The organism is Actinomadura geliboluensis (assembly GCF_005889745.1).
Lineage (GTDB): Bacteria > Actinomycetota > Actinomycetes > Streptosporangiales > Streptosporangiaceae > Spirillospora > Spirillospora geliboluensis.
In genome coordinates, this window is sequence record NZ_VCKZ01000008.1 from 1 (window position 1) to 19,583 (window position 19,583).

General features: G+C 73.8%; 19 protein-coding genes. 10 read left to right on the forward strand and 9 right to left on the reverse strand.

All coding sequences use genetic code 11. The features are described from left to right. Positions 1 to 980 (forward strand): Lhr family helicase (locus ETD96_RS02540; protein ID WP_420884729.1); only part of this gene is annotated, 980 nt, incomplete at its 5' end. 49 nt (positions 981 to 1,029) lie between these two features. On the opposite strand, the gene secA2 is transcribed toward ETD96_RS02540, so the two are convergent. Next, entirely contained in the window at positions 1,030 to 3,351 is a 2,322-nt protein-coding gene (secA2, locus tag ETD96_RS02545; protein ID WP_138633482.1) for an accessory Sec system translocase SecA2, read from the reverse strand. Positions 3,352 to 3,591: 240 nt separating this feature from the next. Here secA2 and ETD96_RS47435 point away from each other — a divergent pair, with 240 nt between their 5' ends. Then, positions 3,592 to 3,726 (forward strand): hypothetical protein, encoded by a 135-nt coding sequence (locus ETD96_RS47435; protein WP_268843210.1) that lies wholly within the window; start codon positions 3,592 to 3,594, stop codon positions 3,724 to 3,726. 88 nt (positions 3,727 to 3,814) lie between these two features. Here ETD96_RS47435 and ETD96_RS02550 read toward each other — a convergent pair whose 3' ends face one another. After that, positions 3,815 to 5,041 carry an ROK family transcriptional regulator gene (locus ETD96_RS02550; protein ID WP_138633365.1) on the reverse strand — a complete coding sequence of 409 codons (1,227 nt, stop codon included), beginning with the start codon at positions 5,039 to 5,041 and terminating at the stop codon, positions 3,815 to 3,817. A 253-nt stretch (positions 5,042 to 5,294) separates the two neighbouring features. Here ETD96_RS02550 and ETD96_RS02555 point away from each other — a divergent pair, with 253 nt between their 5' ends. The 7 genes from ETD96_RS02555 to ETD96_RS02585 all read left to right on the forward strand — a co-directional run bounded on the left by ETD96_RS02555 (position 5,295) and on the right by ETD96_RS02585 (position 12,293). Then, positions 5,295 to 6,566: an extracellular solute-binding protein gene (locus ETD96_RS02555; protein ID WP_138633368.1), complete on the forward strand. Its 1,272-nt coding sequence runs from the start codon at positions 5,295 to 5,297 to the stop codon at positions 6,564 to 6,566. A gap of 21 nt (positions 6,567 to 6,587) precedes the next feature. Further along, the gene (locus ETD96_RS02560; protein WP_138633370.1) at positions 6,588 to 7,559 is read left to right on the forward strand and encodes a carbohydrate ABC transporter permease; all 972 of its coding nucleotides are present in this window, start codon (positions 6,588 to 6,590) and stop codon (positions 7,557 to 7,559) included. Next, positions 7,556 to 8,398: a carbohydrate ABC transporter permease gene (locus ETD96_RS02565; RefSeq protein ID WP_171068821.1), complete on the forward strand. Its 843-nt coding sequence runs from the start codon at positions 7,556 to 7,558 to the stop codon at positions 8,396 to 8,398. Before ETD96_RS02560 ends, ETD96_RS02565 begins: the two co-directional genes overlap by 4 nt. Continuing rightward, on the forward strand, positions 8,395 to 9,861 hold the full coding sequence (locus tag ETD96_RS02570) for a glycoside hydrolase family 3 protein (RefSeq protein WP_240807137.1): 1,467 nt from the start codon (positions 8,395 to 8,397) through the stop codon (positions 9,859 to 9,861). Before ETD96_RS02565 ends, ETD96_RS02570 begins: the two co-directional genes overlap by 4 nt. Before the next feature lie 120 nt (positions 9,862 to 9,981). Then, positions 9,982 to 10,446, forward strand: a complete 465-nt coding sequence (locus ETD96_RS02575) for an RrF2 family transcriptional regulator (RefSeq protein ID WP_138633373.1) — start codon at positions 9,982 to 9,984, stop codon at positions 10,444 to 10,446. A gap of 3 nt (positions 10,447 to 10,449) precedes the next feature. Beyond that, entirely contained in the window at positions 10,450 to 11,232 is a 783-nt protein-coding gene (locus tag ETD96_RS02580; protein ID WP_138633376.1) for a DNA-formamidopyrimidine glycosylase family protein, read from the forward strand. A gap of 170 nt (positions 11,233 to 11,402) precedes the next feature. Continuing rightward, positions 11,403 to 12,293, forward strand: a complete 891-nt coding sequence (locus tag ETD96_RS02585) for a LysR family transcriptional regulator (RefSeq protein ID WP_138633379.1) — start codon at positions 11,403 to 11,405, stop codon at positions 12,291 to 12,293. Positions 12,294 to 12,413: 120 nt separating this feature from the next. Here the strand turns inward: ETD96_RS02585 and ETD96_RS02590 are convergent, their stop codons facing one another. The 4 genes from ETD96_RS02590 to ETD96_RS02605 all read right to left on the reverse strand — a co-directional run bounded on the left by ETD96_RS02590 (position 12,414) and on the right by ETD96_RS02605 (position 15,772). Beyond that, the gene (locus ETD96_RS02590; RefSeq protein ID WP_138633382.1) at positions 12,414 to 12,881 is read right to left on the reverse strand and encodes a Dps family protein; all 468 of its coding nucleotides are present in this window, start codon (positions 12,879 to 12,881) and stop codon (positions 12,414 to 12,416) included. A gap of 130 nt (positions 12,882 to 13,011) precedes the next feature. Continuing rightward, complete coding sequence (locus tag ETD96_RS02595) at positions 13,012 to 13,365, reverse strand: helix-turn-helix domain-containing protein (protein ID WP_138633385.1); 354 nt, start codon at positions 13,363 to 13,365, stop codon at positions 13,012 to 13,014. Between the two features lie 111 nt (positions 13,366 to 13,476). Next, entirely contained in the window at positions 13,477 to 14,772 is a 1,296-nt protein-coding gene (locus ETD96_RS02600; RefSeq protein WP_138633388.1) for a CinA family nicotinamide mononucleotide deamidase-related protein, read from the reverse strand. Positions 14,773 to 15,259: 487 nt separating this feature from the next. Then, on the reverse strand, positions 15,260 to 15,772 hold the full coding sequence (locus tag ETD96_RS02605; RefSeq protein ID WP_138633391.1) for a DUF1990 family protein: 513 nt from the start codon (positions 15,770 to 15,772) through the stop codon (positions 15,260 to 15,262). A gap of 87 nt (positions 15,773 to 15,859) precedes the next feature. On the opposite strand from ETD96_RS02605, the gene ETD96_RS02610 reads away from it, so the two are divergent. Further along, positions 15,860 to 16,645 carry an MOSC domain-containing protein gene (locus tag ETD96_RS02610; RefSeq protein ID WP_138633394.1) on the forward strand — a complete coding sequence of 262 codons (786 nt, stop codon included), beginning with the start codon at positions 15,860 to 15,862 and terminating at the stop codon, positions 16,643 to 16,645. A gap of 3 nt (positions 16,646 to 16,648) precedes the next feature. On the opposite strand, the gene ETD96_RS02615 is transcribed toward ETD96_RS02610, so the two are convergent. The 3 genes from ETD96_RS02615 to ETD96_RS02625 all read right to left on the reverse strand — a co-directional run bounded on the left by ETD96_RS02615 (position 16,649) and on the right by ETD96_RS02625 (position 19,479). Then, positions 16,649 to 17,239 carry a CDP-alcohol phosphatidyltransferase family protein gene (locus tag ETD96_RS02615; RefSeq protein WP_138633397.1) on the reverse strand — a complete coding sequence of 197 codons (591 nt, stop codon included), beginning with the start codon at positions 17,237 to 17,239 and terminating at the stop codon, positions 16,649 to 16,651. Further along, positions 17,236 to 18,648 carry a 30S ribosomal protein S12 methylthiotransferase RimO gene (rimO, locus tag ETD96_RS02620; RefSeq protein ID WP_138633399.1) on the reverse strand — a complete coding sequence of 471 codons (1,413 nt, stop codon included), beginning with the start codon at positions 18,646 to 18,648 and terminating at the stop codon, positions 17,236 to 17,238. Before rimO ends, ETD96_RS02615 begins: the two co-directional genes overlap by 4 nt. A gap of 78 nt (positions 18,649 to 18,726) precedes the next feature. Then, entirely contained in the window at positions 18,727 to 19,479 is a 753-nt protein-coding gene (locus tag ETD96_RS02625) for a helix-turn-helix domain-containing protein (RefSeq protein WP_138633402.1), read from the reverse strand. Between the last annotated feature and the right edge of the window lie 104 nt (positions 19,480 to 19,583).

A 19,583-nucleotide genomic window follows, 5' to 3' on the forward strand; every position in this document is an offset into this window, starting at 1 on the left:
TCACCCTGACGCCCGTGCACCAGGCGGTCCTGGACGCCCTCGGCGACGGCGGCGCCCACTTCTTCCGCACGCTGTCCGACCGGGTGAACGCGGACGTCACCGCGGGCGACGCCGACCTCGTCACCGCCGTGTGGGACCTCGTGTGGTCCGGGCACCTCACCAACGACACGATGGCGCCGCTGCGGGCCGCGCTGGGGTCCGGCCGCCCGACGCACCGGTCCCGGACGACGCGGCGCGGCCGGCCCGTGCTGCCGTCCCGGACGGGCCCGCCGACGGTCGCCGGGCGCTGGTGGCCGCTCCCCGCGCGGGAGGCCACCGCGACGCTGCGCTCGCACGCCCTCGCCGAGGCGCTCCTGGAGCGGTACGGCATCGTCATCCGCGGCGCCGTCGCCGCCGAGCGCACCCCCGGCGGCTTCTCCGCCGTCTACCCGGTGCTGCGCGCGTTCGAGGAGACGGGCCGCTGCCGCCGCGGCTACTTCGTGGAGGGCCTGGGCGCCGCCCAGTTCGCCCTGCCGGGCGCCGTCGACCGCCTCCGCGCGCTCCGCCCGTCGTCCGCTCCCCCGGACGACATCTCCGCGCTCTGGGAGACGCCCCGCAGACCCGACGTCCGCGCCCTCGTGCTGGCCGCCGCCGACCCCGCCAACCCGTACGGGGCGGCGCTGCCGTGGCCGGGGCGCGACGACGAGGTCGCGAGCGGCCACAAGCCGGGCCGCAAGGCGGGCGCGCTGGTGGTGCTCGTCGAGGGCCGCCTCGTCCTCTACGTCGAGCGCGGCGGCCGCACCCTGCTCACCTGGGACGACGACCCGGACGTCCTGCAGCCGGCGGTGGACGCGCTGGCGCTGGCCGTCCGCGAGGGGGCCCTCGGCAAGCTGACCGTCGAGCGCGCCGACGGCGAGTCGATCAACGACTCCCCGCTGGCCGCCGCCCTGGAGTCGGCGGGCTTCCACCCGACCCCCAGGGGCCTGCGCCTGCGCACCTGACCCCGGATCGGCATCGCGCCCGCCCCGGCGGTCCGGGTCGCCGGCTCGGTCAGCGGCGGCGCTTGAACATGGCGATCAGGCCGCGGAGGGCGCGCTCGTCCATGGAGCCGAACGGGTTGTCGTGGACGAGGTAGGTCCAGGTCGCGGAGGGGCGTTTCAGGCCGGCGGCGTCGAGGTCGATGCCGTCCTCGGTGGCGGTGAGGCCCTCGAAGGCGGCGACGGCCCGCGCGCGGGCGTCGCCGAGGAGGCGCTTGCCCGCCGGGACGGCCTCCCGGTTGAACTCCACCAGCGGGTCGAGGCCGCGGCCGAGGGAGCGCAGGTGGATGCCCTCGCGCAGGTCGGCGAGGAAGGCCAGGTGCTCGGCCCAGCAGCGGTCCAGCTGGTAGAGGACGATCTGGCGGGCGGCGGCGGCCACCGCGTCGGCGCCGGCGGTCTTGGTGAGCTCGGCGTGCTTCGCGGGCGCGGCGTCGGCCATCGCGCGGTCGGCGGCGTCGCCGTTCAGGACGGCGTCGCGTTCGGTGAGCAGCTCGCGGCGCTGCAGCCCGATGAGGTGGTTGTAGCGCCAGGTGTTGCGGTGCAGTTCGAGGTCGACGCCTTCGGCGACGCGCTGGGCGTGGCCGACGATCCAGTGGGCGCCCTTGTCGGTGATCAGCCCGTCGTCGCCCGCCGGGGCCCTGCTCGTCTCGTCGGGGGCGTAGCGGGTGACGAGGTCGTCCTGGAGGCTGGTGAAGAAGACCGAGGCGCCGGGGTCGCCCTGCCGGCCGGCGCGGCCGCGGAGCTGGCCGTCCAGGCGGCTGCTGTGGTAGCGGCCGGTGCCGATGACGAGCAGGCCGCCCGCCTCGGCGACCCGGTCGTGGTCGGCACCGGCCGCGTCGGCGGGCGCGGTGCCGGGCGCGGCGGACGGGCTGCCGCCGAGGCGGATGTCGGTGCCGCGGCCCGCCATCTGGGTGGAGACGGTGATCGCGCCGTACGCGCCCGCCTCGGCGATGATCGCGGCCTCCTCGGCGTCGTTCTTGGCGTTGAGCACGACCCGGTCGAGCCCGGCGCGGGCGAGGCTGCGGGCGAGCCGCTCGGACTCGGCGACGTCGCCGGTGCCGACCAGGACCGGGCGCCCGGCGGCGTGCGCGGCGGCGATCTCCTCGACGATCGCGACCTCCTTGTCGGCGGCGGTCGCGTAGAGCCGGTCGGGCCGGTCGTCGCGGACGCAGGGCCGGTTCGGCGGGACCACCGCGATCTGCAGCCCGTAGAACTCGGTGAGCTGGCCGGACACGGCCATCGCGGTGCCGGTCATGCCGCACCGGACGGGGTAGCGGCCGATCAGCTCCTGCACGGTGATCGAGTCGAGGATCTCGCCGCTCGGGGACGCTTCGAGGGCCTCCTTCGCCTCGACCGCGGCCTGCAGGCCGTCCGGCCAGCGCTGCAGCAGCGCGACCCGGCCGCGCGACTCGCTGATCAGCTTCACGGCGCCGTCGCGGACGATGTAGTCCACGTCGCGGTGCAGCAGGACCTCGGCGTGCAGGGCGACGTTGACGGCGGTGAGGGTGCGCAGGTTCTCGGGGGCGTACAGGTCGAGGCCGAGGACGCGCTCCACCTCGCGGGTCCCGGCGGCGGTGAGCTGGACGTTGCGCGCCTCGTCGTCGGTGGCGTAGTGCAGGCCGGGGCGCAGCCGCCGGGCGAGGTCGGCGTACCGGGGGTCGGCGGCGTCGAGGTCGGCGGCCCCGGCGAGGACGAGCGGCACCATGGCCTCGTCCACGAGCACCGAGTCGGCCTCGTCGATCAGCGCGACGGACGGCGCGGGCAGCACGGCGTCGCCGGCGTCGGTGACGAGCCGGTCCCGGAGGAGGTCGAACCCGACCTCGCTGACCGGTGCGTACGTCACGTCGGCCCGGTAGGCGGCCCGGCGCTCGTCCGGCGTGGACGACTGGCCGACCCAGGCGACCGTCACGCCCAGCATCGCGTAGAGCGGGCCCATCCACTCGGCGTCGCGGCGGGCCAGGTAGTCGTTGACCGACATCGCGTGGACCCGGCGGCCGCGCAGCGCGTACCCGGCGGCGGCGAGGGCCCCGGACAGGGTCTTGCCCTCGCCGGTGGCCATCTCGGCGACGTGCCCGGACAGCAGCGCGAGCGTCCCGATCAGCTGGACGTCGTACGGGCGCTCCCCGAGCGTCCGGCGGGCGGCCTCCCGGCCGAGGGCGCACAGCTCCGCGAGGTCCTCCTTCTCGCGGAGGGCGGCCGCGGCCGCGGTCAGCTCGCTGTCGGACAGCTCCCGGACCCGCGCCTCGCGGGCGCCCGCCTGCTCCACCAGGGCGCGGAAGGGCGCCAGGTCGACGCTGCCGGGCTTCTGGACGAGCCGCCGCAGCCGGTCACGCAGCGCCACGGCGGGCCCCTGGTTCTTCGCTCACGGTTCCCCCAACGGCGGGTACGGGACGGTCGTTCCCCTCCATGATCCCAGGGGAACCCCGCCCGCGGACCAGGGTGATCTCCACTGTTGGTCTGACCTCGAATTCATTCCTCGGACGGATCCCGCGGCCCCCTCTCCTTTGAGAGCATGAGGGCATCACGGGGTTTGCGGTGGCCGAGGGGAAGCGCCACCGCGGAACGGGGTTTCGCCATGACACCTACGGCTCGGAAGGCCGCCGCGCTCCGGCGCAAGAGACAGATCATCAGCCAGACCGTCATCGACCGCGCGCTGAACGACCCGCGGCGCCACAAGGAGGCCGCCGTCGCGGCGGCGGCCGCCAAGTAGGCCCCGAACAGGCCGTAACGCGAAGTGCCCCCGCCGGAAGGCGGGGGCACTTCGCGTTACGCACTTCGCGTTTCACCGGAGCGCGCCGCTAGGACGCGCCGTCCGCCGAGAACACGTCGTCGCGGGCCTGCTGCAGCGCCGCGTACAGGGCGCCGCGCAGCACGGGGTTGCCCTCGACCTCGGTGACGGCGACCTCGGGGCGGGTCGGGCTGATCCGGCCGACGATCCGCTCGATGCGGGTGGCGAGGGGCCGCCCGCCGGCCCGGCCGAGGCTGCCCGACAGCACGACGAGCCCCGGGTCCAGCACGATGTTGACCGAGGTGACGCCGTAGGAGATTCGGTTGGCGAGCGCGTCCAGGAACGCGCCGCCGAGCGCCTCGTCGGCGGCGGCCGCGCTGACGCAGTCGAACGCGGTGGCCTCGGTGATCCCGTGCTCGTGGGCGAGGGCGCGGACCGCGTCCGCGCCGACCAGCGCGCCGTAGCCGCCGGCGAGCGTGGGGATGCCCCAGGTCGTCGACTCGGTGACGCCCTGCTCGTCGCGCGGGCCGCGGCGGGCGGCGCCGAGCGGCAGCGGCGCGCCGGGCACCGGCAGGTAGCCGATCTCCCCGGCGCCGCCCCACCGGCCGCGGTGCAGCCGGCCGCCGAGCATGACCGACAGGCCCATGCCGCGGTCGAACCACATCAGCGCGAAGTCGTCGGCGTCCCGCGCCGAGCCGTAGGCCCGCTCGGCGATCGCGGCGAGGTTGACGTCGTTCTCTATGGTCACCGGCCGGCGCAGGTCGGTCTTCAGCGCGGCGAGGACGCCCTCGTGCCAGGACGGCAGGTCGAAGGAGAACTGGACGTCGCCGGAGCGGGGGTCGACGACGCCGGGCGTCCCGATGACGAAGGCGCTCAGCTTCGACACCGCGACCTTGGCGGAGCGGCACGCCTTGACGACGGCGTTGTGCACGACCTTCACCGGCTCGTCGGCGCCGTTCGGGTCGACGGTCACCTGGGCGGTGAGCTGCCCGGTGATGTCGGCGACGCCGGCGGTGACGCCGTCCGGCCCCACTTCCAGCCCGGCGACGTAGGCGCTGGACGGGACGACGGCGTACAGGGCGGCGTTGGGCCCGCGCCCTCCGGCCTGCTCACCGACGACCGAGACCAGCCCGCGCTCCTCCAGTCTCGACAACAGCTGGGATGCGGTTACCTTCGATAGCCCGGTGTGCTCGCCGATCTGCGCACGGGTCAGCGGGCCCTGCTCGACGAGCAGGTCCAGCGCCGCGCGGTCGTTGAGCTCACGCAGCAGCCTCGGCGTTCCCGGGCGTCTGGCCATGCCGGCCCCCTCGATGTCTCAATCCGCTAACGAGCAGTTTTGTTTAGGAAAGTTTCTTGTTAGTTTACGCCCAAGCGCCGACCGGTCCGGTACCCCGGACCGGGGGCGCGCGCAGTGCGCGGACTGGCGAGCAGGGCGCCCGCGAGCGATGCGAACGCGAGGTGGGCATGGCCAGGACCCTAAAGGGTCCGGGCCGTCTCCCTCGCACGCAGGCCATAAGGCCGCGCGAGGCGATGCCGGAAAGGAACCCCCAGTGAAGTACATCAAGGTTGCGGCCGCGGCGGCCGCGATCGCCCTGGCCGCCACGGCCTGCGGCGGCGACGGCGACAAGAAGGACGAGGCCGGCGCGGGCAAGGACCCGGCGCAGCTCAAGGTCTGGATGATGGGCGAGGGCACGCCCGAGCAGACCAAGTTCCTCGACACGGTCGAGACCGAGTTCAAGCAGAAGCACCCGAACACCGACGTCCAGATCAAGTACGTCCCCTGGCCGCAGGTCGCCACCACCTTCCAGAAGGCGGCGGCGGGCGGTGAGGGCCCGGACGTCACCGAGCTCGGCAACACCGACGTCCAGTCCCACATCGAGCAGGGCAGCCTGGCCGAGGTCACCGACGAGTTCAACGGCTGGGCCGACGGCAAGACCCTGAACAAGACGGCGCTCGAGAACGACACCTCGAACGGCAAGATCTACGCGGTGCCGTGGTACGGCGGCGTCCGCGGCGTCTGGTACCGCACCGACTGGTTCCAGGAGCTCGGCATCCAGCCGCCGAAGAGCTGGGCCGACCTGACCGCGGCGGCCAAGAAGGTGCAGGACTCCAAGAAGGTGCCCGGCATCGGCATCCCGAGCGACCAGACCAACGCCCTGCTGAGCTTCATCTGGGGCAACAACGGCGAGGTCGCGGTCAAGGAGGGGAGCGCCTGGAAGGGCCAGCTCGACCAGCCCGCGGCGGTCGAGGCGGCCACGTTCTACGCCGGCCTCGTCGCCACCGAGAAGGTCGCGCCCGAGAAGTACATCGGCAAGAACGAGCTGGAGGGCCCGCAGCGCGACTTCGCGCTCGGCAAGCTCGGCATGTACATCGACGGCAGCTGGGCGCTCAAGGAGATGAAGAAGATCTCCGAGAAGGACGCCGACAAGTGGGGCGTCTTCCCCATCCCGAGCAAGGCCGGCGGCAACGCCCCGGTCATGGCGGGCGGCTCCGACGTCGCCGTCTGGAAGGACAGCAAGGCCAAGAAGGCGGCGTTCGACTACATCACCGTCCTGAACAACGCCAAGAACGCCAAGGCGTGGGCCGACTACAGCGGCTTCTCGTCCATGCGGTCGGACGTGAAGTTCTCCGACCCCAAGCTGGAGGTCTTCACCGACATCGCCGGCAACACCAAGTTCCCGCCGATCGGCGCCGGCTGGGCCGAGTTCGAGCAGGCCAAGAAGGTGCTGCCGAACACGGTCAAGGCGATCATGCAGGGCAAGAACGCCGACGAGGAGATGAAGAAGGCGAACGAGCAGGCCAACACGCTGCTGAACCCGTAGTCCAGGCTGATCGGAACGTCCATGCTCGACACCGCCCCCGCGGTGGGCAGAGCGCCCGGCCGGAGGTCCTCCGGCCGGGCGCGGCCCCGCCGCCGGCCCCGCCTCGGGCCCTACCTGCTGATCGCGCCGACCGTGCTCGTGATCGCCGTCCTGATGTTCTGGCCGATGATCCAGATCGGGGTCATGTCGTTCCAGAAGGTCGGCAACCGCCAGCTGCGCGGCGAACCGGCCGAGCAGGTGGGGACCGAGAACTTCGACAAGATCCTCAATGACCCGTTCTTCTGGCAGACCCTCCGGCACACGGTGCTGTTCGCCGTCGTCGCGGTGAGCCTGACGCTCCTCGTCGGGACGCTCGTGGGCCTGCTGCTCAACAAGCTCGGCAAGAAGATGTCGGGCTTCGTCGCCGGCGGCGTCATGGTCGCGTGGGCGACCCCGCCGGTCACCGCCGCGATCATCTTCAGCTGGCTGTTCGGCACCACCGGCGGCCTGGTCAACTGGTGCCTGGACCTGCTGCCGGACTTCCTGGTCGGCGGCGGCTGGGCCGACCACAACTGGTTCGCCACCCCGCTGTCCACCTACACCGTGCTGACCGTCTGCGTCGTGTGGCAGGCGTGCCCGTTCGTCGCCGTGTCCGTCCTGGCCGGGCTGAAGAGCGTGCCCGGCGAGCTGTACGAGGCGGCGCGGGTGGACGGCTCCGGCCCGTGGCGGACGTTCTGGAGCATCACCTACCCGATGCTCAAGCCCATCTTCATGGTGCTGCTCGTCATGTCGATCATCTGGGACTTCAAGGTCTTCACCCAGCTGTTCATCATGTCCGGGCTGGCGAACCGGGACGCGTTCAACCTGTCGCTCTACGCCTACTCCGAGGCGTTCGGGTCGCTGAATCCGAAGCTCGGCATGGGCTCGGCGATCGCGCTCGTGCTCACGTTCATCCTGCTCATCGTCACCGCCCTGTACGTGCGGGTCATGGTCCGACAGGGAGAGACGCGATGAAGCCCTCGCTGCCGCGCAGGATCCTGCTGAACGGGACGGGGATCCTCGTCTTCCTCATCGCGGTGTTCCCGGTCTTCTGGATGGCGTCCACCGCGTTCAAGCCGAACACCGAGATCTTCAGCACGACGCCGAAGCCGCTCCCCGCCCATCCGACGCTGGACCACTTCGACCTGGTGCTGAACGGCGGCATCGCCGAGGTCTCCTTCTGGGAGTACTTCCGCAACAGCGCGGTGCTCGCCCTCATCACCGTCCTCGCGTCCGGGCTGCTCGCGCTGATGGCGGCCACCGCCGTCGCCCGGTTCCGCTTCCGGTTCCGGACGACCTTCCTGGTCATGCTGCTGGTGGTGCAGATGGTGCCGCTGGAGGCGCTGGTCATCCCGCTGTTCCTCGACCTGAAGCAGCTCGACCTGCTCAACAGCCTCGGCGGGCTCGCGCTCGTCTACATCGGCTTCGCCGTGCCGTTCGCCATCTGGATGCTGCGCGGCTTCGTCGCCGCGGTGCCGCGCGAGCTGGAGGAGGCCGCCGAGATCGACGGCGCCGGCCCGGTCCGGACCTTCTTCACGGTCCTGCTCCCGCTGGTCGCGCCCGGACTCGTCGCGACCAGCATCTTCTCGTTCATCACCGCCTGGAACGAGTTCATCTTCGCCTACACGTTCCTGGAAGACCAGGACAAGTACACCCTGCCGATCATGCTGCAGTTCTTCTTCGGCCGCAGCGGCAACGCCTGGGGGCCCATCATGGCAGCGTCCACGCTGCTCACCATTCCCGTCATCGCCTTCTTCCTGCTCGTCCAGCGCCGCATGGTGTCCGGCCTCACCGCCGGGGCGGTGAAGGGGTGACGACCGACGACATCGCGACCACGGCGGAGATCGCCCGGCTGGCGCGGGGCACGCTGCTCCCGTCGTTCCCCGGGCCGACCGCGCCGCGCTGGCTGCTGGACGAGCTGGAGGGCGGCCTCGCCGGCGTCACGCTGTTCGCCCTCACCGGCAACGTGCCGAGCCCGGAGTCGCTGGCCGCGCTCACCGCGCAGATGCGCAAGGCCGGGAACCCGTTCGTCACGATCGACGAGGAGGGCGGCGACGTCACCCGGCTGGGCGGCCACGCGACCGGCAGCCCCTACCCCGGCAACGCCGCGCTCGGCGCCGTGGACGACCCCGAGCTGACCCGCCGCGTCTACCGCTCCCTCGGCGCCGAGCTGGCCGAGGTCGGCGTGAACTTCAACTTCGCGCCGTCGGTGGACGTCAACACCGCCGACGACAACCCCGTGATCGGGACCCGCTCGTTCGGCTCCGACCCCGAGCTGGTCGCCCGGCACGCCGCCGCGGCCGTCACCGGGACGCAGGAGGCGGGCGTCGCGGCCTGCGCCAAGCACTTCCCCGGGCACGGCGCGACGGTGGACGACTCGCACCTGTCGGTGCCGCTCGTCGACGCCGACCTGGAGCTGCTGGACCGCCGCGAGCTGGTCCCGTTCCGGGCCGCGATCGCCGCCGGCACCCGGGCGGTGATGACCGGCCACCTCAACCTGCCCGCGATCACCGCGGGCACGCCCGCCACGCTGTCGCACGCCGCGATCACCGGGCTGCTCCGCGACCACCTCGGCTACCAGGGCGTGATCGTCACCGACGCGCTCGACATGGAGGGCGCGAGCGGCGCGATCGGCATCCCGGAGGCGTCCGTGCGGGCGCTCATCGCGGGCGCCGACCTGCTCTGCCTCGGCCCCAAGGAGGGCGCCGAGACCGTCGAGGCGACCCTCGCCGCGATCGACGAGGCGGTGCGGACGGGGCGGCTGCCGGTCGCGCGGCTGGCGGCGGCGGCCGAGCGCACCGCGCTGCTGCGGGACTGGCTGGCCGAGCCCGTCCCCGCCGCGGTGGACCGCGCGGCCGGCCTCGCGGCGGCGCGCCGCGCCGTGCGGGTAACGGGAGCGCTCCCAGGCTGGGACGGCCCGCCGCTGGTCGTGGAGACGGAGTCGTCCGGCAACATCGCCGTCGGCCCGACCCCGTGGGGCCTGCACCCGTGGGCGCCGGACGCCGTCCGGACCGACGGCGCGGACGGGGCCGCGGACCGCGTCCTGGACCGTGCCAAGGGGCGCGGCCTGGTCGTCGTCCTGCGCGACGCGCACCGGCACGCCCGGCAGCGCGCGCTCGCCACGGCGCTGCTGACCGCCCGTCCCGACACGGTCGTGGTCGAGATGGGGCTGCCCGTCTGGCGCCCCGGATCGGCCGTCTACCTCGCCACCTACGGCGCCGCCGCGGCCAACGCCCAGGCCGCCGCGGAACTCCTCGGCCTCGCCCCGGCCGGCTGAGCCCGCGGCGCGCCCGCCGGACAAGGAGCCCGGTTCCGGCGGGCGCGCCGCGTTCCACCCGCGGGCCCGCACCACCCCCGCGGGGCCCGAGTGGTTCGTCCGACAAGGGATAATGCGTACATGCGATTGTCCGCCCGGGTCGACTACGCGCTGCGTGCCGCCGCCGAGCTGGCGGTCGCCGGGAGCCACCCGGTGACCGCGGTACAGCTCGCCGAGGCCCAGCAGATCCCGCCCAAATTCCTCGAGAACATCCTCGGCCAGCTGCGCCGGTCCGGCCTCGTCCGGAGCCAGCGCGGCCCCGAGGGCGGCTACTGGCTGGCGCGGCCCGCCGAGCGGATCTCCCTCGCCGACATCATCCGCGCCATCGACGGGCCGCTGCTCGGCGTCCGGGGCGAGCGCCCCGAGCACGTCGGGTACGAGGGGCCGGCGCGCTCCCTGCAGGAGGTGTGGATCGCGCTGCGCGCCAGCGAGCGCGCCATCCTGGAGCAGGTCACGCTCGCGCACATCGCGGCCGGGGAGCTGCCCGCCGCCGTCCAGAAGCTCACCGAGGACCCGTCCGCCTGGGAGAGCCCCTCGCTGATCTGAGCCATGCCGGAGGGCGACGTCGTCTGGTGGACGGCCCGGCGGTTGCGCGAGGCGCTCGCCGGGCGGGTGCTGACGCGCTCGGACTTCCGCGTCCCCCGGCTCGCCACGGCCGACCTGCGCGGCCGGACGGTGCTGGAGTCGGTCTCGCGGGGCAAGCACCTGCTCACCCGCGTCGAGGGCGGGCTCACCGTGCACACGCACCTGCTGATGGAGGGGCGCTGGCAGATCCGCCGCGCCGGGCCGCCGCCCCGCGACCACCGGGTCCGGCTGGTGCTGGCGAACGCGCAGTGGCAGGCGGTCGGCTACTCGCTCGGCCTCGTCGAGCTGCTGCGCACCGCCGAGGAGGACACGGCGGTCGGCCACCTCGGACCCGACCTGCTCGACCCGTCGTGGGGCCCGGAGCCGGCCGCGGAGGCCGCGGCTCGGCTCGGCGAGCAGCCCGGCCGGGCCGTCGGCGAGGCGCTGCTCGACCAGACGCGGCTCGCCGGGATCGGCAACGTCTACAAGGCCGAGGTCCTGTTCCTGCGGGGCGTCAACCCGTGGACGCCTATACGGGACGTTCCCGACCTCCCGGCGCTCGTGGAGCTGTCTCACCGGCTCCTGGACGCCAACAAGGAGCGGCACGGCCACATCACCACCGGCGACCGGGGCCGCGGGCGGGAGCACTGGGTGTACGGGCGCGCCGGGCGCCCCTGCCGGCGCTGCGGGACGCGCATCGAGCGCGCGGAGCAGGCCGGGGAGCGGGTCACGTTCTGGTGCCCGCGCTGCCAGCCCGCCGCGGGCTAGCGGGCCGGGGAGGTCCGGGCGGTCGACGCCCGCCCGGAGCCCGGGCCCCGGGCGGGTCGCCGCTTGACCGGGTCGCCGGATCCTGCGCCCGTAGGAAGATCTTCGATCGGTGACCGTTCTAAGTCAATTCTCGGGTTTCCTTATCGATCTCCCAGCTCTAGCTTTGGCACATGACCCTGGACGACCTCCGCGTGTTCACCGCCGTCTGCGCGGCCGGCAACCTCAGCGCGGTGGCGCGCGACCTGTCGTGCAGCCAGTCGGCCGTCAGCCAGCACGTGAAGCGGCTGGAACGGGAGACAGGGCTCGTCCTGCTGGAGCGGCGTCCGCGCGGCGTGGTGCCCACCCGGGCCGGGCGCATCCTGCACCGGGCGGCGACGGACGGCCTGGCGGGCCTGGACGCCGCACTGCGCCACCTGGACGACCTGCGCCGCGGCGTCGGCGGCACCGTCCGGGTCGCGACCGGCGCCACGACCGTCCGGCACTTCATGGCGGCGGGGGTGGCGGCGTTCCGCGCGCGGCACCCCGAGGCGGCCCTGCAGTTCGAGACGGCGGGATCCAGCCGGCGCTGCCTGGGTGCCGTCCGCTCCCACACGGCCGACCTGGCCTGGGTGACGATCGGCCCGGCGCTGGAGGGCGTGGAGCAGCGCGCCGCCTACGAGCTGCCGTGGATGCTCGCCGTCCACACGGGCGACCCGCTGGCGGAGCGGACGTCGATCGCGCTGGACGACCTGGCCGGGATCCGGCACATCGAGCTGCCCGCGCACTCCACGTCGCGCGTCCACCTGGAGATGCACCTCGAACGGCACGGCGTCCGGCTGGCGTCCACCACGAGCGTCGCCGACTGGGACACCGCGCTGCTGCTCGCCGAACTCGGGCTGGGGCACGCGATCCTGCCCGCGCTGCCGGGCTGGGGGCGGGGCACCGGGGACGTCCGGCTGGTCCCGGTCCCGGACCTGCCGCCGCTCGCCGCCGGCTGGGCCGCGCGCAGCTGGGACGCCCTCAGCCCGCTCGCCGTCGAGTTCGCCGACACCGTCCTGGCCCATCTGCGCGGCGGCACGTGACGTCCGGGCGCGGAAAGGCCCCGGCACCCGCCGGGAGGGCGGGTGCCGGGGCCACAGCGCGGCCGGGACCGCTTCGCGCCGGGATCGCGGCGGCGCGACGCCGAACCGGTCGCCGCTCGGTCAGGTCTGGGCCTGGAACATCCAGTGCTGCTTCTCGAGCTCGGCGGTGATGCCGATGAGCAGGTCCTGGGTCACCTGGTCGGGCTCGTCGGTCGCGGCGATGCGCTCCCGGAACCGCCCGATGATCTGCGCAAGCGTGTCGGTCACCGCGGCGACGACCTTGTCGTCGTCCAGGTACCCGGCCTCCAGCTGCGGGAGCTGCGTGCGGTCGGCGACCGTGCGGGCGCGGCCGTCGGGGTTCACGCCGATCGCCACGGCGCGCTCGGCCACGTCGTCCTGGCCGGTGCGCGCGAGGGCGACCACCTCGTCCAGGTGCTCGTGGACGACCTTGAAGTTGCGCCCGGTCAGGTTCCAGTGCGCCTGCTTGGCCACCAGGGACAGGTCGATGAGGTCGATGAGCGAGCCCTGCAGGGCCTCCCCCACGACCTTGGCGGCCTCGTCCGAAAGCGGGCTCTTGACCCTCGCCATTATCGGGCTCCTTCCGCGTCGTTACGGTTATCCGCTACAACACGGGAAGATCCCCGGGAATGCCGCGTTCATGCGTGAGACCGCGCACACCCGCGGCCCCGGGTCGGGCATGAACGCCGCGCGGGCCGGGTCAGGCCGCGACCATGTCGGCGCGGAACTCCCCGGTGATCTCCTCCGGCGTCTCCGGAATGCTCTCGGCCGGAATGCGCTCGTGCTCGGGCGCGCCCGCCATGACGGGCTCGTGCTGCAGCTCGGCGAGGGCGAGCTGATCCGCGACCTCCCGCAGCACGTGCGACAGCGGGACGCCCAGTGCTTTGCAGATCGAGGAGAGCAGCTCCGAGGAGGCTTCCTTCTGACCCCGCTCGACCTCGGAGAGATAGCCGAGTGACACCCGCGCCGCCGCGGACACCTCACGGAGGGTGCGTCCCTGGCGCAGCCGCAGCTGCCGCAGTACGTCACCGAGCAGCTGGCGAAGCAGGACCATCGTCTCGCTCCCTCCCTCAGTTCGGACCATCTGCCGGTTCCACCGTACCCGCCTTGACGGCGGCCATGGCAGACCGTTGATTTCGTGTTCGCTCGGAACGTAACGCTGTAATCAGTCCCGGTCTTCCCGATCTGCCTGAGCCTCCTCGCTCTCCTCCGCGGCGTCAAGCCCCAGCAGCACGCGTCTCAGCAGCTCAAGGGCGTGCACGACGGTCATCCGCCGGAGCACCGCGCGGGTCTCCGGGCCGGGGCCGGGCACGGGGAGTTTCGGACTGACCACAGTTCGCGAATCGCCGGGTCCGGCCACGCCGATATAGACCGTTCCCACCGGATGGCCGTCCTGCGGCTCGGGGCCCGCGACACCGGTCACCGCGACCCCGTAGGTCGCGCCGAGCGCGTCGCGGACGCCCGCGGCCATCGCGGCGGCGACGTCCGGGTGGACGGCCCCGTGCTCGGCGAGCAGTTCCGCCGGGACGCCGAGCAGCCGGTGCTTGGTCTCCGTCGCGTACGTCACCATGCCGCCCGCGAAGGTGGCGGACGAGCCCGGCATCGCGGTCAGCTCCGCGCCGATGAGCCCGCCGGTCAGCGACTCGGCGGCGGCGACGGTGGCGCCGCGCTCGGCGAGCAGCCGGTGGACGACCCGGTCCAGCGTCTCGTCCTCGGCGCCGTAGACCGCCGTGCCGAGGAGCGCGCGGACGCGGGCCTCCACGTCCGCGAGCCGGCGGGCGGCGTCCGGGCCGGCCACGGTGATCCGGATCTTCACCTCGGCCGGGTCGGGCAGGTACGCCAGGCGCACCCCGTCCATCGCCTCGACCTCGGCGAGCCGCGTCGCGACGACCGACTCCCACAGCCGGGCGGTGCGCAGCGTGCGGCGCGCGACGGCGGGCAGGCCCGCGATCCGGGCGAGCTCCGGCAGCACGGTCTCGTCCATGATCGTGTGCATCTCGAACGGGACGCCGGGCAGCGCGTAGACGACCCCGCCGGGCAGCTCGACGCGCAGGCCGGGCGCCGAGCCCGCCGAGTTGGCGAGCACCCCCGCCCCCTTCGGGACGTCGGCCATCCGCAGCGCCATCGGGCGCAGCTCGCGGCCGGCGCGGGCGCTCCGCTCGCGCAGCCGCGCCTCCAGGTCGGGGTCGCGGACGAGCGGCACCCCGGCCGCCGCGGCGAGCGCGTCCCGGGTGAGGTCGTCGTAGGTGGGGCCGAGGCCGCCGGTGGTGATCACCGCGTCGGCCCGGCCGAGCGCCGCCTCGACCGCCGCGACGATCACCTCGAGCTCGTCGCCGACGACGACGCTGCGGGTCACCTCGACGCCGTGGTCGGCCAGCCGCCGGCCCAGCCACGCCGCGTTGCCGTTGACCGTGTCGCCGAGGAGCAGCTCGTCCCCGACGGTGAGCAGTTCGACTCGCATGGGCGCTCCCGTCCTCGCCGCCGGCCGCCCGATCGCGGCCGCGGGCGAGTCGAATCTACCGGCGCGGGCCCGGCGGGGGCGCGGGCCGGTGCGGGTCCGCGACGACCCCGGTGCGCCACCGGTTCACCGTGAAAAACGGCCGAATGAGGACGCAAGCGACATAGCCCCGTTCAACCGCCGCAACCCGCTTATCCCTTTTCCGTCGCGCCGCGAAAGGAACGGCCGCGCTTCGGCCGCCCGGACGCGACCCCCGCGTCACTGCGCGCGGCCGGGACGGGCACCCGGGCGCGCATCGTCGCCGCACGTCAATGCCCCGGCCGGCCCGACAAACCCGGGACGCGCAGGTCACATTGTGAGTCAAAACTCATTTGATCGATTCGTCCCGCCGGGCGCGGGCAGGGATAATCGCATTGCGTGGCGCCCGCGCGACCGGGGCCGCGGGACCACGACCGGGGTGGGCGTGGCCTCGCGGCCCCACGCGCGGGCGTCACGGCCGCGACAGGCGGCGCAGCACGGCACCGCAGCGGCGGACGTACATCCGCTGGAACACCCGCACGAGCGGGCCCGCCAGCCGCGCCGGGGCCGTCGCGGCGCGGCTGAACAGGGTGACCGTCAGCCACACGTCGTCCTCCTCGTCCCGGTGCACGACGAACGACTCCTCCCCCGACAGCGGATGGCCCGGCAGCGTCCCGTACGCCCAGCCCGCGTAGCGCTCCTCCTCCCGCGTCCACACGATCCGGCACGGCGCGGCCACCCGCAGCGGTCCGACGCCGAGCCGGACGACGACGCTCACCCCGGGCGCCGCGCGCCCGGCGGAGGCGTCCACCCGGGCGGGGAGCGCCCGGTGCATCCAGAACTCCATGACCGCGTCCGCCGCGTTCTGGAACGCCGCCGCGCCGTGCCCGACCGGCACGCGCTCGCGCAGGTGCCGGTACCCCGCCGGCCGTTCCGCGTCCCGCGTCGCGCCCACCTCGGCGTACGTGAAGTCCCCTGCGGTCACGGCCCCTCGCTCCCAAGCTGACGAATCGCCGTCAAGTATCGCCGTTCCCCTGTCCGCCGCGGGCGCGGGGCACGTACCGTCCCGAACATGATCGCCATCGTGGCCGCACTGAACGTCTTCCCCGTCAAGAGCGCCGGCGGCGTCGCGCTCGCCGAGGCCGAGCTGACGCCGAACGGGCTGCGGCACGACCGCGAGTTCATGCTCGTCCGCCCGGACGGGCGGCACCTCTCGCAGCGGGAGATCCCCGAACTCGCCCTGCTCCGGCCCGACTTCGACGGCGTCAAGCTCACCGTCTCCAGCCCGCTCGCGGACATGCCGCTGGTGTGCGAGGCGGTGGACGGCCCGGCGCTCGACGTCACCGTCCACAAGCGCCCCTGCCAGGGCGTCGACCAGGGCGACGAGGCGGCCCGCTGGTTCTCGGCCGCGCTCGGCACCCCGTGCCGCCTCGTCCGGTTCACCGGCACGCGGCCCACCCTGACCGGCGGCGGCACGCTCACCTTCGCCGACGGCTACCCGGTCTCCGTCCTGTCCGCCGAGTCGCTGGACGACCTCAACCGGCGGGTCGAGGACCCCCTGCAGATGGCCCGGTTCCGGCCCAACATCGTCCTGCGCGGCCTCGGCCCGTACGGGGAGGACGCCGCCACCCGGCTGCGCAGCGGCACGGCCGAGATCGAGCTGGTCCGGCCGACGGGCCGCTGCGTGATCATCAACACCGACCAGGAGACGGCCCGCCGCGCGCCAGGACCGCTCCGCGCGCTCGCCCGCTACCGCACCGCCCGCTTCGACGGCGCCCGCGAGATCATGTTCGGCCGCCTCGGCGTCCCCCGCGCGACGGGTGTCCTGCGCGTCGGCGACGAACTGGCGGTCTCCTAGCGGTCAGGACGCCGCGGGCGCGCGGCGCAGCCGCCACGCCCGGACGAGGTAGTCGACCCCGGTCACCACCGTGACCGCGAGGGCGGCGCCCATCGTCAGCCACCGCACATAGTCGAGCGGGCCGGGCAGGATGTAGAAGCCGATGGCGATGACCTGCAGCATCGTCTTCAGCTTCCCGCCCTTGCTGGCCGGGATCACGCCGTGCCGGATCACGACGAAGCGCAGCACCGTGATGCCGATCTCGCGGACCATGATGACGGCCGTCACCCACCACCACAGCTCCCCCATCGCCGACAGGCTGACCAGCGCGGCGCCGGTGAGCGCCTTGTCGGCGATCGGGTCGGCGATCTTGCCGAAGTCGGTGACCAGGCCGCGGGCCCGCGCGATGTCGCCGTCGATCTTGTCGGTGATCGAGGCGGCGGCGAACACCGCGAACGCGGCGAGCCGCCAGCCGGTGCCGTCCAGGAACAGCAGCCACACGAACAGCGGGACGAGCGCGATCCGGACCATCGTCAGCGCGTTGGCGATGTTCCAGACGCCCGCCTGCGGCGGGTCGGGCGCGCCCGCGACCGGTTCCGTGGCGCCGGCGGTCATGCGATGTCCGCGATCAGGTCCACGCCGTCGCTGCCGATGACGCGCGCCTCCACGATCTCGCCCAGCGCGAGGCCGTCGCCGCGCACGAGGACCGTCCCGTCCACCTCCGGCGCCTGGTGCTCGGCGCGGCCCTCGAACCCGCCGCCGTCGGCCTTCTCCTCCAGCAGGACGCGGACCGTGGAGCCGATCCGGTCCTCGGCGCGCTGGGACGTCAGCTCCTCGGCCAGCTCCGACAGCTCCTCGACGCGGCGGGCGACCTCGTCCGGGTCGAGCTTGCCGTCGAGGTCCGCGGCCTCCGTGCCGTCCTCGTCGGAGTAGCCGAACACGCCGACCGCGTCCAGCCGCGCGGCGGACAGGAACTCCGCCAGCTCCTCGAAGTCGTCCTCGGTCTCACCGGGGAAGCCGACGATGAAGTTGGACCGCACGCCCGCCTCCGGGGCCAGCTCGCGGATCTGGCCGAGCAGCCCGAGGAACCGCTCCCGGTCGCCGAACCGCCGCATCGACCGCAGCACCGGGCCGCTCGCGTGCTGGAACGACATGTCGAAGTAGGGCGCGACGCCCGGCGTGCCGCAGATCGCCTCGATGAGCCCCGGGCGGGTCTCGGCGGGCTGCAGGTAGCTGACCCGGACCCGCTCGATCCCGTCCACGGCGGCGAGGCCCGGCAGCAGCTTCTCCAGCGCGCGCAGGTCGCCGAGGTCCTTGCCGTAGGACGTCGAGTTCTCGCTGACGAGGACCAGCTCGCGGACGCCGTGCCCGGCGAGCCAGCGCGCCTCCTCCAGCACCTCCGCCGGCGGCCGCGACACGTACGCGCCGCGGAACGCGGGGATCGCGCAGAACGTGCAGCGCCGGTCGCAGCCGGACGCCAGCTTCAGCGGCGCCACCGGACCGCCGCCGAGCCGCCGCCGCAGCACCCGCGGGCCGGACGCGGGCGCCACCCCGGCCGGCAGGTCCGCCGGCGCGCCGTGCCCCGGGACCGCCACCGCGGACGCCGACCGCTCCACCGGGCTGATCGGCAGCAGCGTGCGGCGGTCGCGCGGGGTGTGCGCGTCGCGCCGGCGGCCAGCCATGACGTCGTCGAGCCGCTCCCCGATGCCGGCGTAGTCGTCGAACCCGAGGACGGCGTCGGCCTCCGGCAGGGCCTCCGCCAGCTCCCTGCCGTACCGCTCGGCCATGCACCCGGCCGCGACGACCTTGGCGCCGGAGTCGTGCGCGGCCAGCAGCGTGTCGATGGAGTCCTTCTTGGCGGCCTCGATGAACCCGCAGGTGTTGACGACGACCACGTCCGCGCCGTCGGCGCCCTCGGTCAGGTCCCAGCCCGCGTCCTCGATGCGCGCGGCGAGCTCCTCGGAATCGACCTCGTTGCGGGCGCAGCCGAGCGTGATGAGCGAGACCTTGCGGCGAGTGGACATGCCCCTAAAGGTAATGGGCCCGGGCGACTTCGCGCGCCAGCGGGGTCGGGGCGCGCCGCCGCGTCCGCGCACCCGCGCTCAGGCGTGCTCGGGGTCGTTGCGGTCGAAGCTGAGCCGCTGCACGCCCTTGCCCTTGCCCGGCGAGCCGATGTCCTTGCCGTTGACGGTCAGGTTGACGCTGCCGCCGACGCCGACCACCAGCTTGACCTTCTTCTTGGCGGTGAAGTCCTTCTCGTCGCCCTTGTGCAGGGTGCCGATGAACAGCGTCTCGCCCTTGTCGCCGATGACGTTCAGCCAGGTCGTGCGCTTGGCCTGGACGCGCACGTCGACCTTGGTGCGCGGCGCCTCCGCGACCGGCGCGCCGCTCTTCGGCGGCGCGGACGACGGGGCGTGCGCGGACGGCGCCGGCGTCCCGGCGACCTGCCGGGCGGTGCGCTCCTCGCCGCCGCCGCGGTGCCCGACCACCTGCACGACGCCGTAGATGACGACGAGGGCGAGCGCGAGCGCCATCGCGGCGCTCCAGTTCGGCGCCTTGCGCTCGCGGAACGCGACGGGCTGCTCCGGCTCGAACGCCGAGACCGCCGACACCGGCTGCGGGGCGCCGCCGTGCGCGGCGTCGAACTCGGCGACGAGCGGCTCGGGGTCGATGCCGATGACCCGCGAGATGCTGCGGATGTGGCCGCGGGCGTAGAAGTTGCCGCCGCACAGCGAGAAGTCGTCGGCCTCCATGCCGCGGATCACGGTCTCCCGGATCCGGGTCTGGAGACTGACCTGTGTCACCGAGAGACCGGCCCGCTGACGCTCCTCCGCCAAGGTCTCACCGATGCTCACCTCGGGCCTCCTTCGGGGGCGCTCGCGGCCGATCTTCCGGGACACCAGTCTAGGAACGGCCATGCCCGATCGGCGACAGCCGACACGTTCGAAACAGGGCAAGA

Coding starts and splice junctions, on each gene's coding strand:
- ETD96_RS02600 (WP_138633388.1), bottom strand. CDS start 14,772: ATGCGAGTCGAACTGCTCACCGTCGGGGACGAGCTGCTCCTCGGCGAC.
- ETD96_RS02595 (WP_138633385.1), bottom strand. CDS start 13,365: ATGGTCCTGCTTCGCCAGCTGCTCGGTGACGTACTGCGGCAGCTGCGG.
- ETD96_RS02615 (WP_138633397.1), bottom strand. CDS start 17,239: ATGACCGCCGGCGCCACGGAACCGGTCGCGGGCGCGCCCGACCCGCCG.
- ETD96_RS02575 (WP_138633373.1), top strand. CDS start 9,982: ATGCGATTGTCCGCCCGGGTCGACTACGCGCTGCGTGCCGCCGCCGAG.
- rimO (WP_138633399.1), bottom strand. CDS start 18,648: ATGTCCACTCGCCGCAAGGTCTCGCTCATCACGCTCGGCTGCGCCCGC.
- ETD96_RS02610 (WP_138633394.1), top strand. CDS start 15,860: ATGATCGCCATCGTGGCCGCACTGAACGTCTTCCCCGTCAAGAGCGCC.
- ETD96_RS02565 (WP_171068821.1), top strand. CDS start 7,556: ATGAAGCCCTCGCTGCCGCGCAGGATCCTGCTGAACGGGACGGGGATC.
- ETD96_RS02550 (WP_138633365.1), bottom strand. CDS start 5,041: ATGGCCAGACGCCCGGGAACGCCGAGGCTGCTGCGTGAGCTCAACGAC.
- ETD96_RS02560 (WP_138633370.1), top strand. CDS start 6,588: ATGCTCGACACCGCCCCCGCGGTGGGCAGAGCGCCCGGCCGGAGGTCC.
- ETD96_RS02585 (WP_138633379.1), top strand. CDS start 11,403: ATGACCCTGGACGACCTCCGCGTGTTCACCGCCGTCTGCGCGGCCGGC.
- ETD96_RS02580 (WP_138633376.1), top strand. CDS start 10,450: ATGCCGGAGGGCGACGTCGTCTGGTGGACGGCCCGGCGGTTGCGCGAG.
- ETD96_RS47435 (WP_268843210.1), top strand. CDS start 3,592: ATGACACCTACGGCTCGGAAGGCCGCCGCGCTCCGGCGCAAGAGACAG.
- ETD96_RS02590 (WP_138633382.1), bottom strand. CDS start 12,881: ATGGCGAGGGTCAAGAGCCCGCTTTCGGACGAGGCCGCCAAGGTCGTG.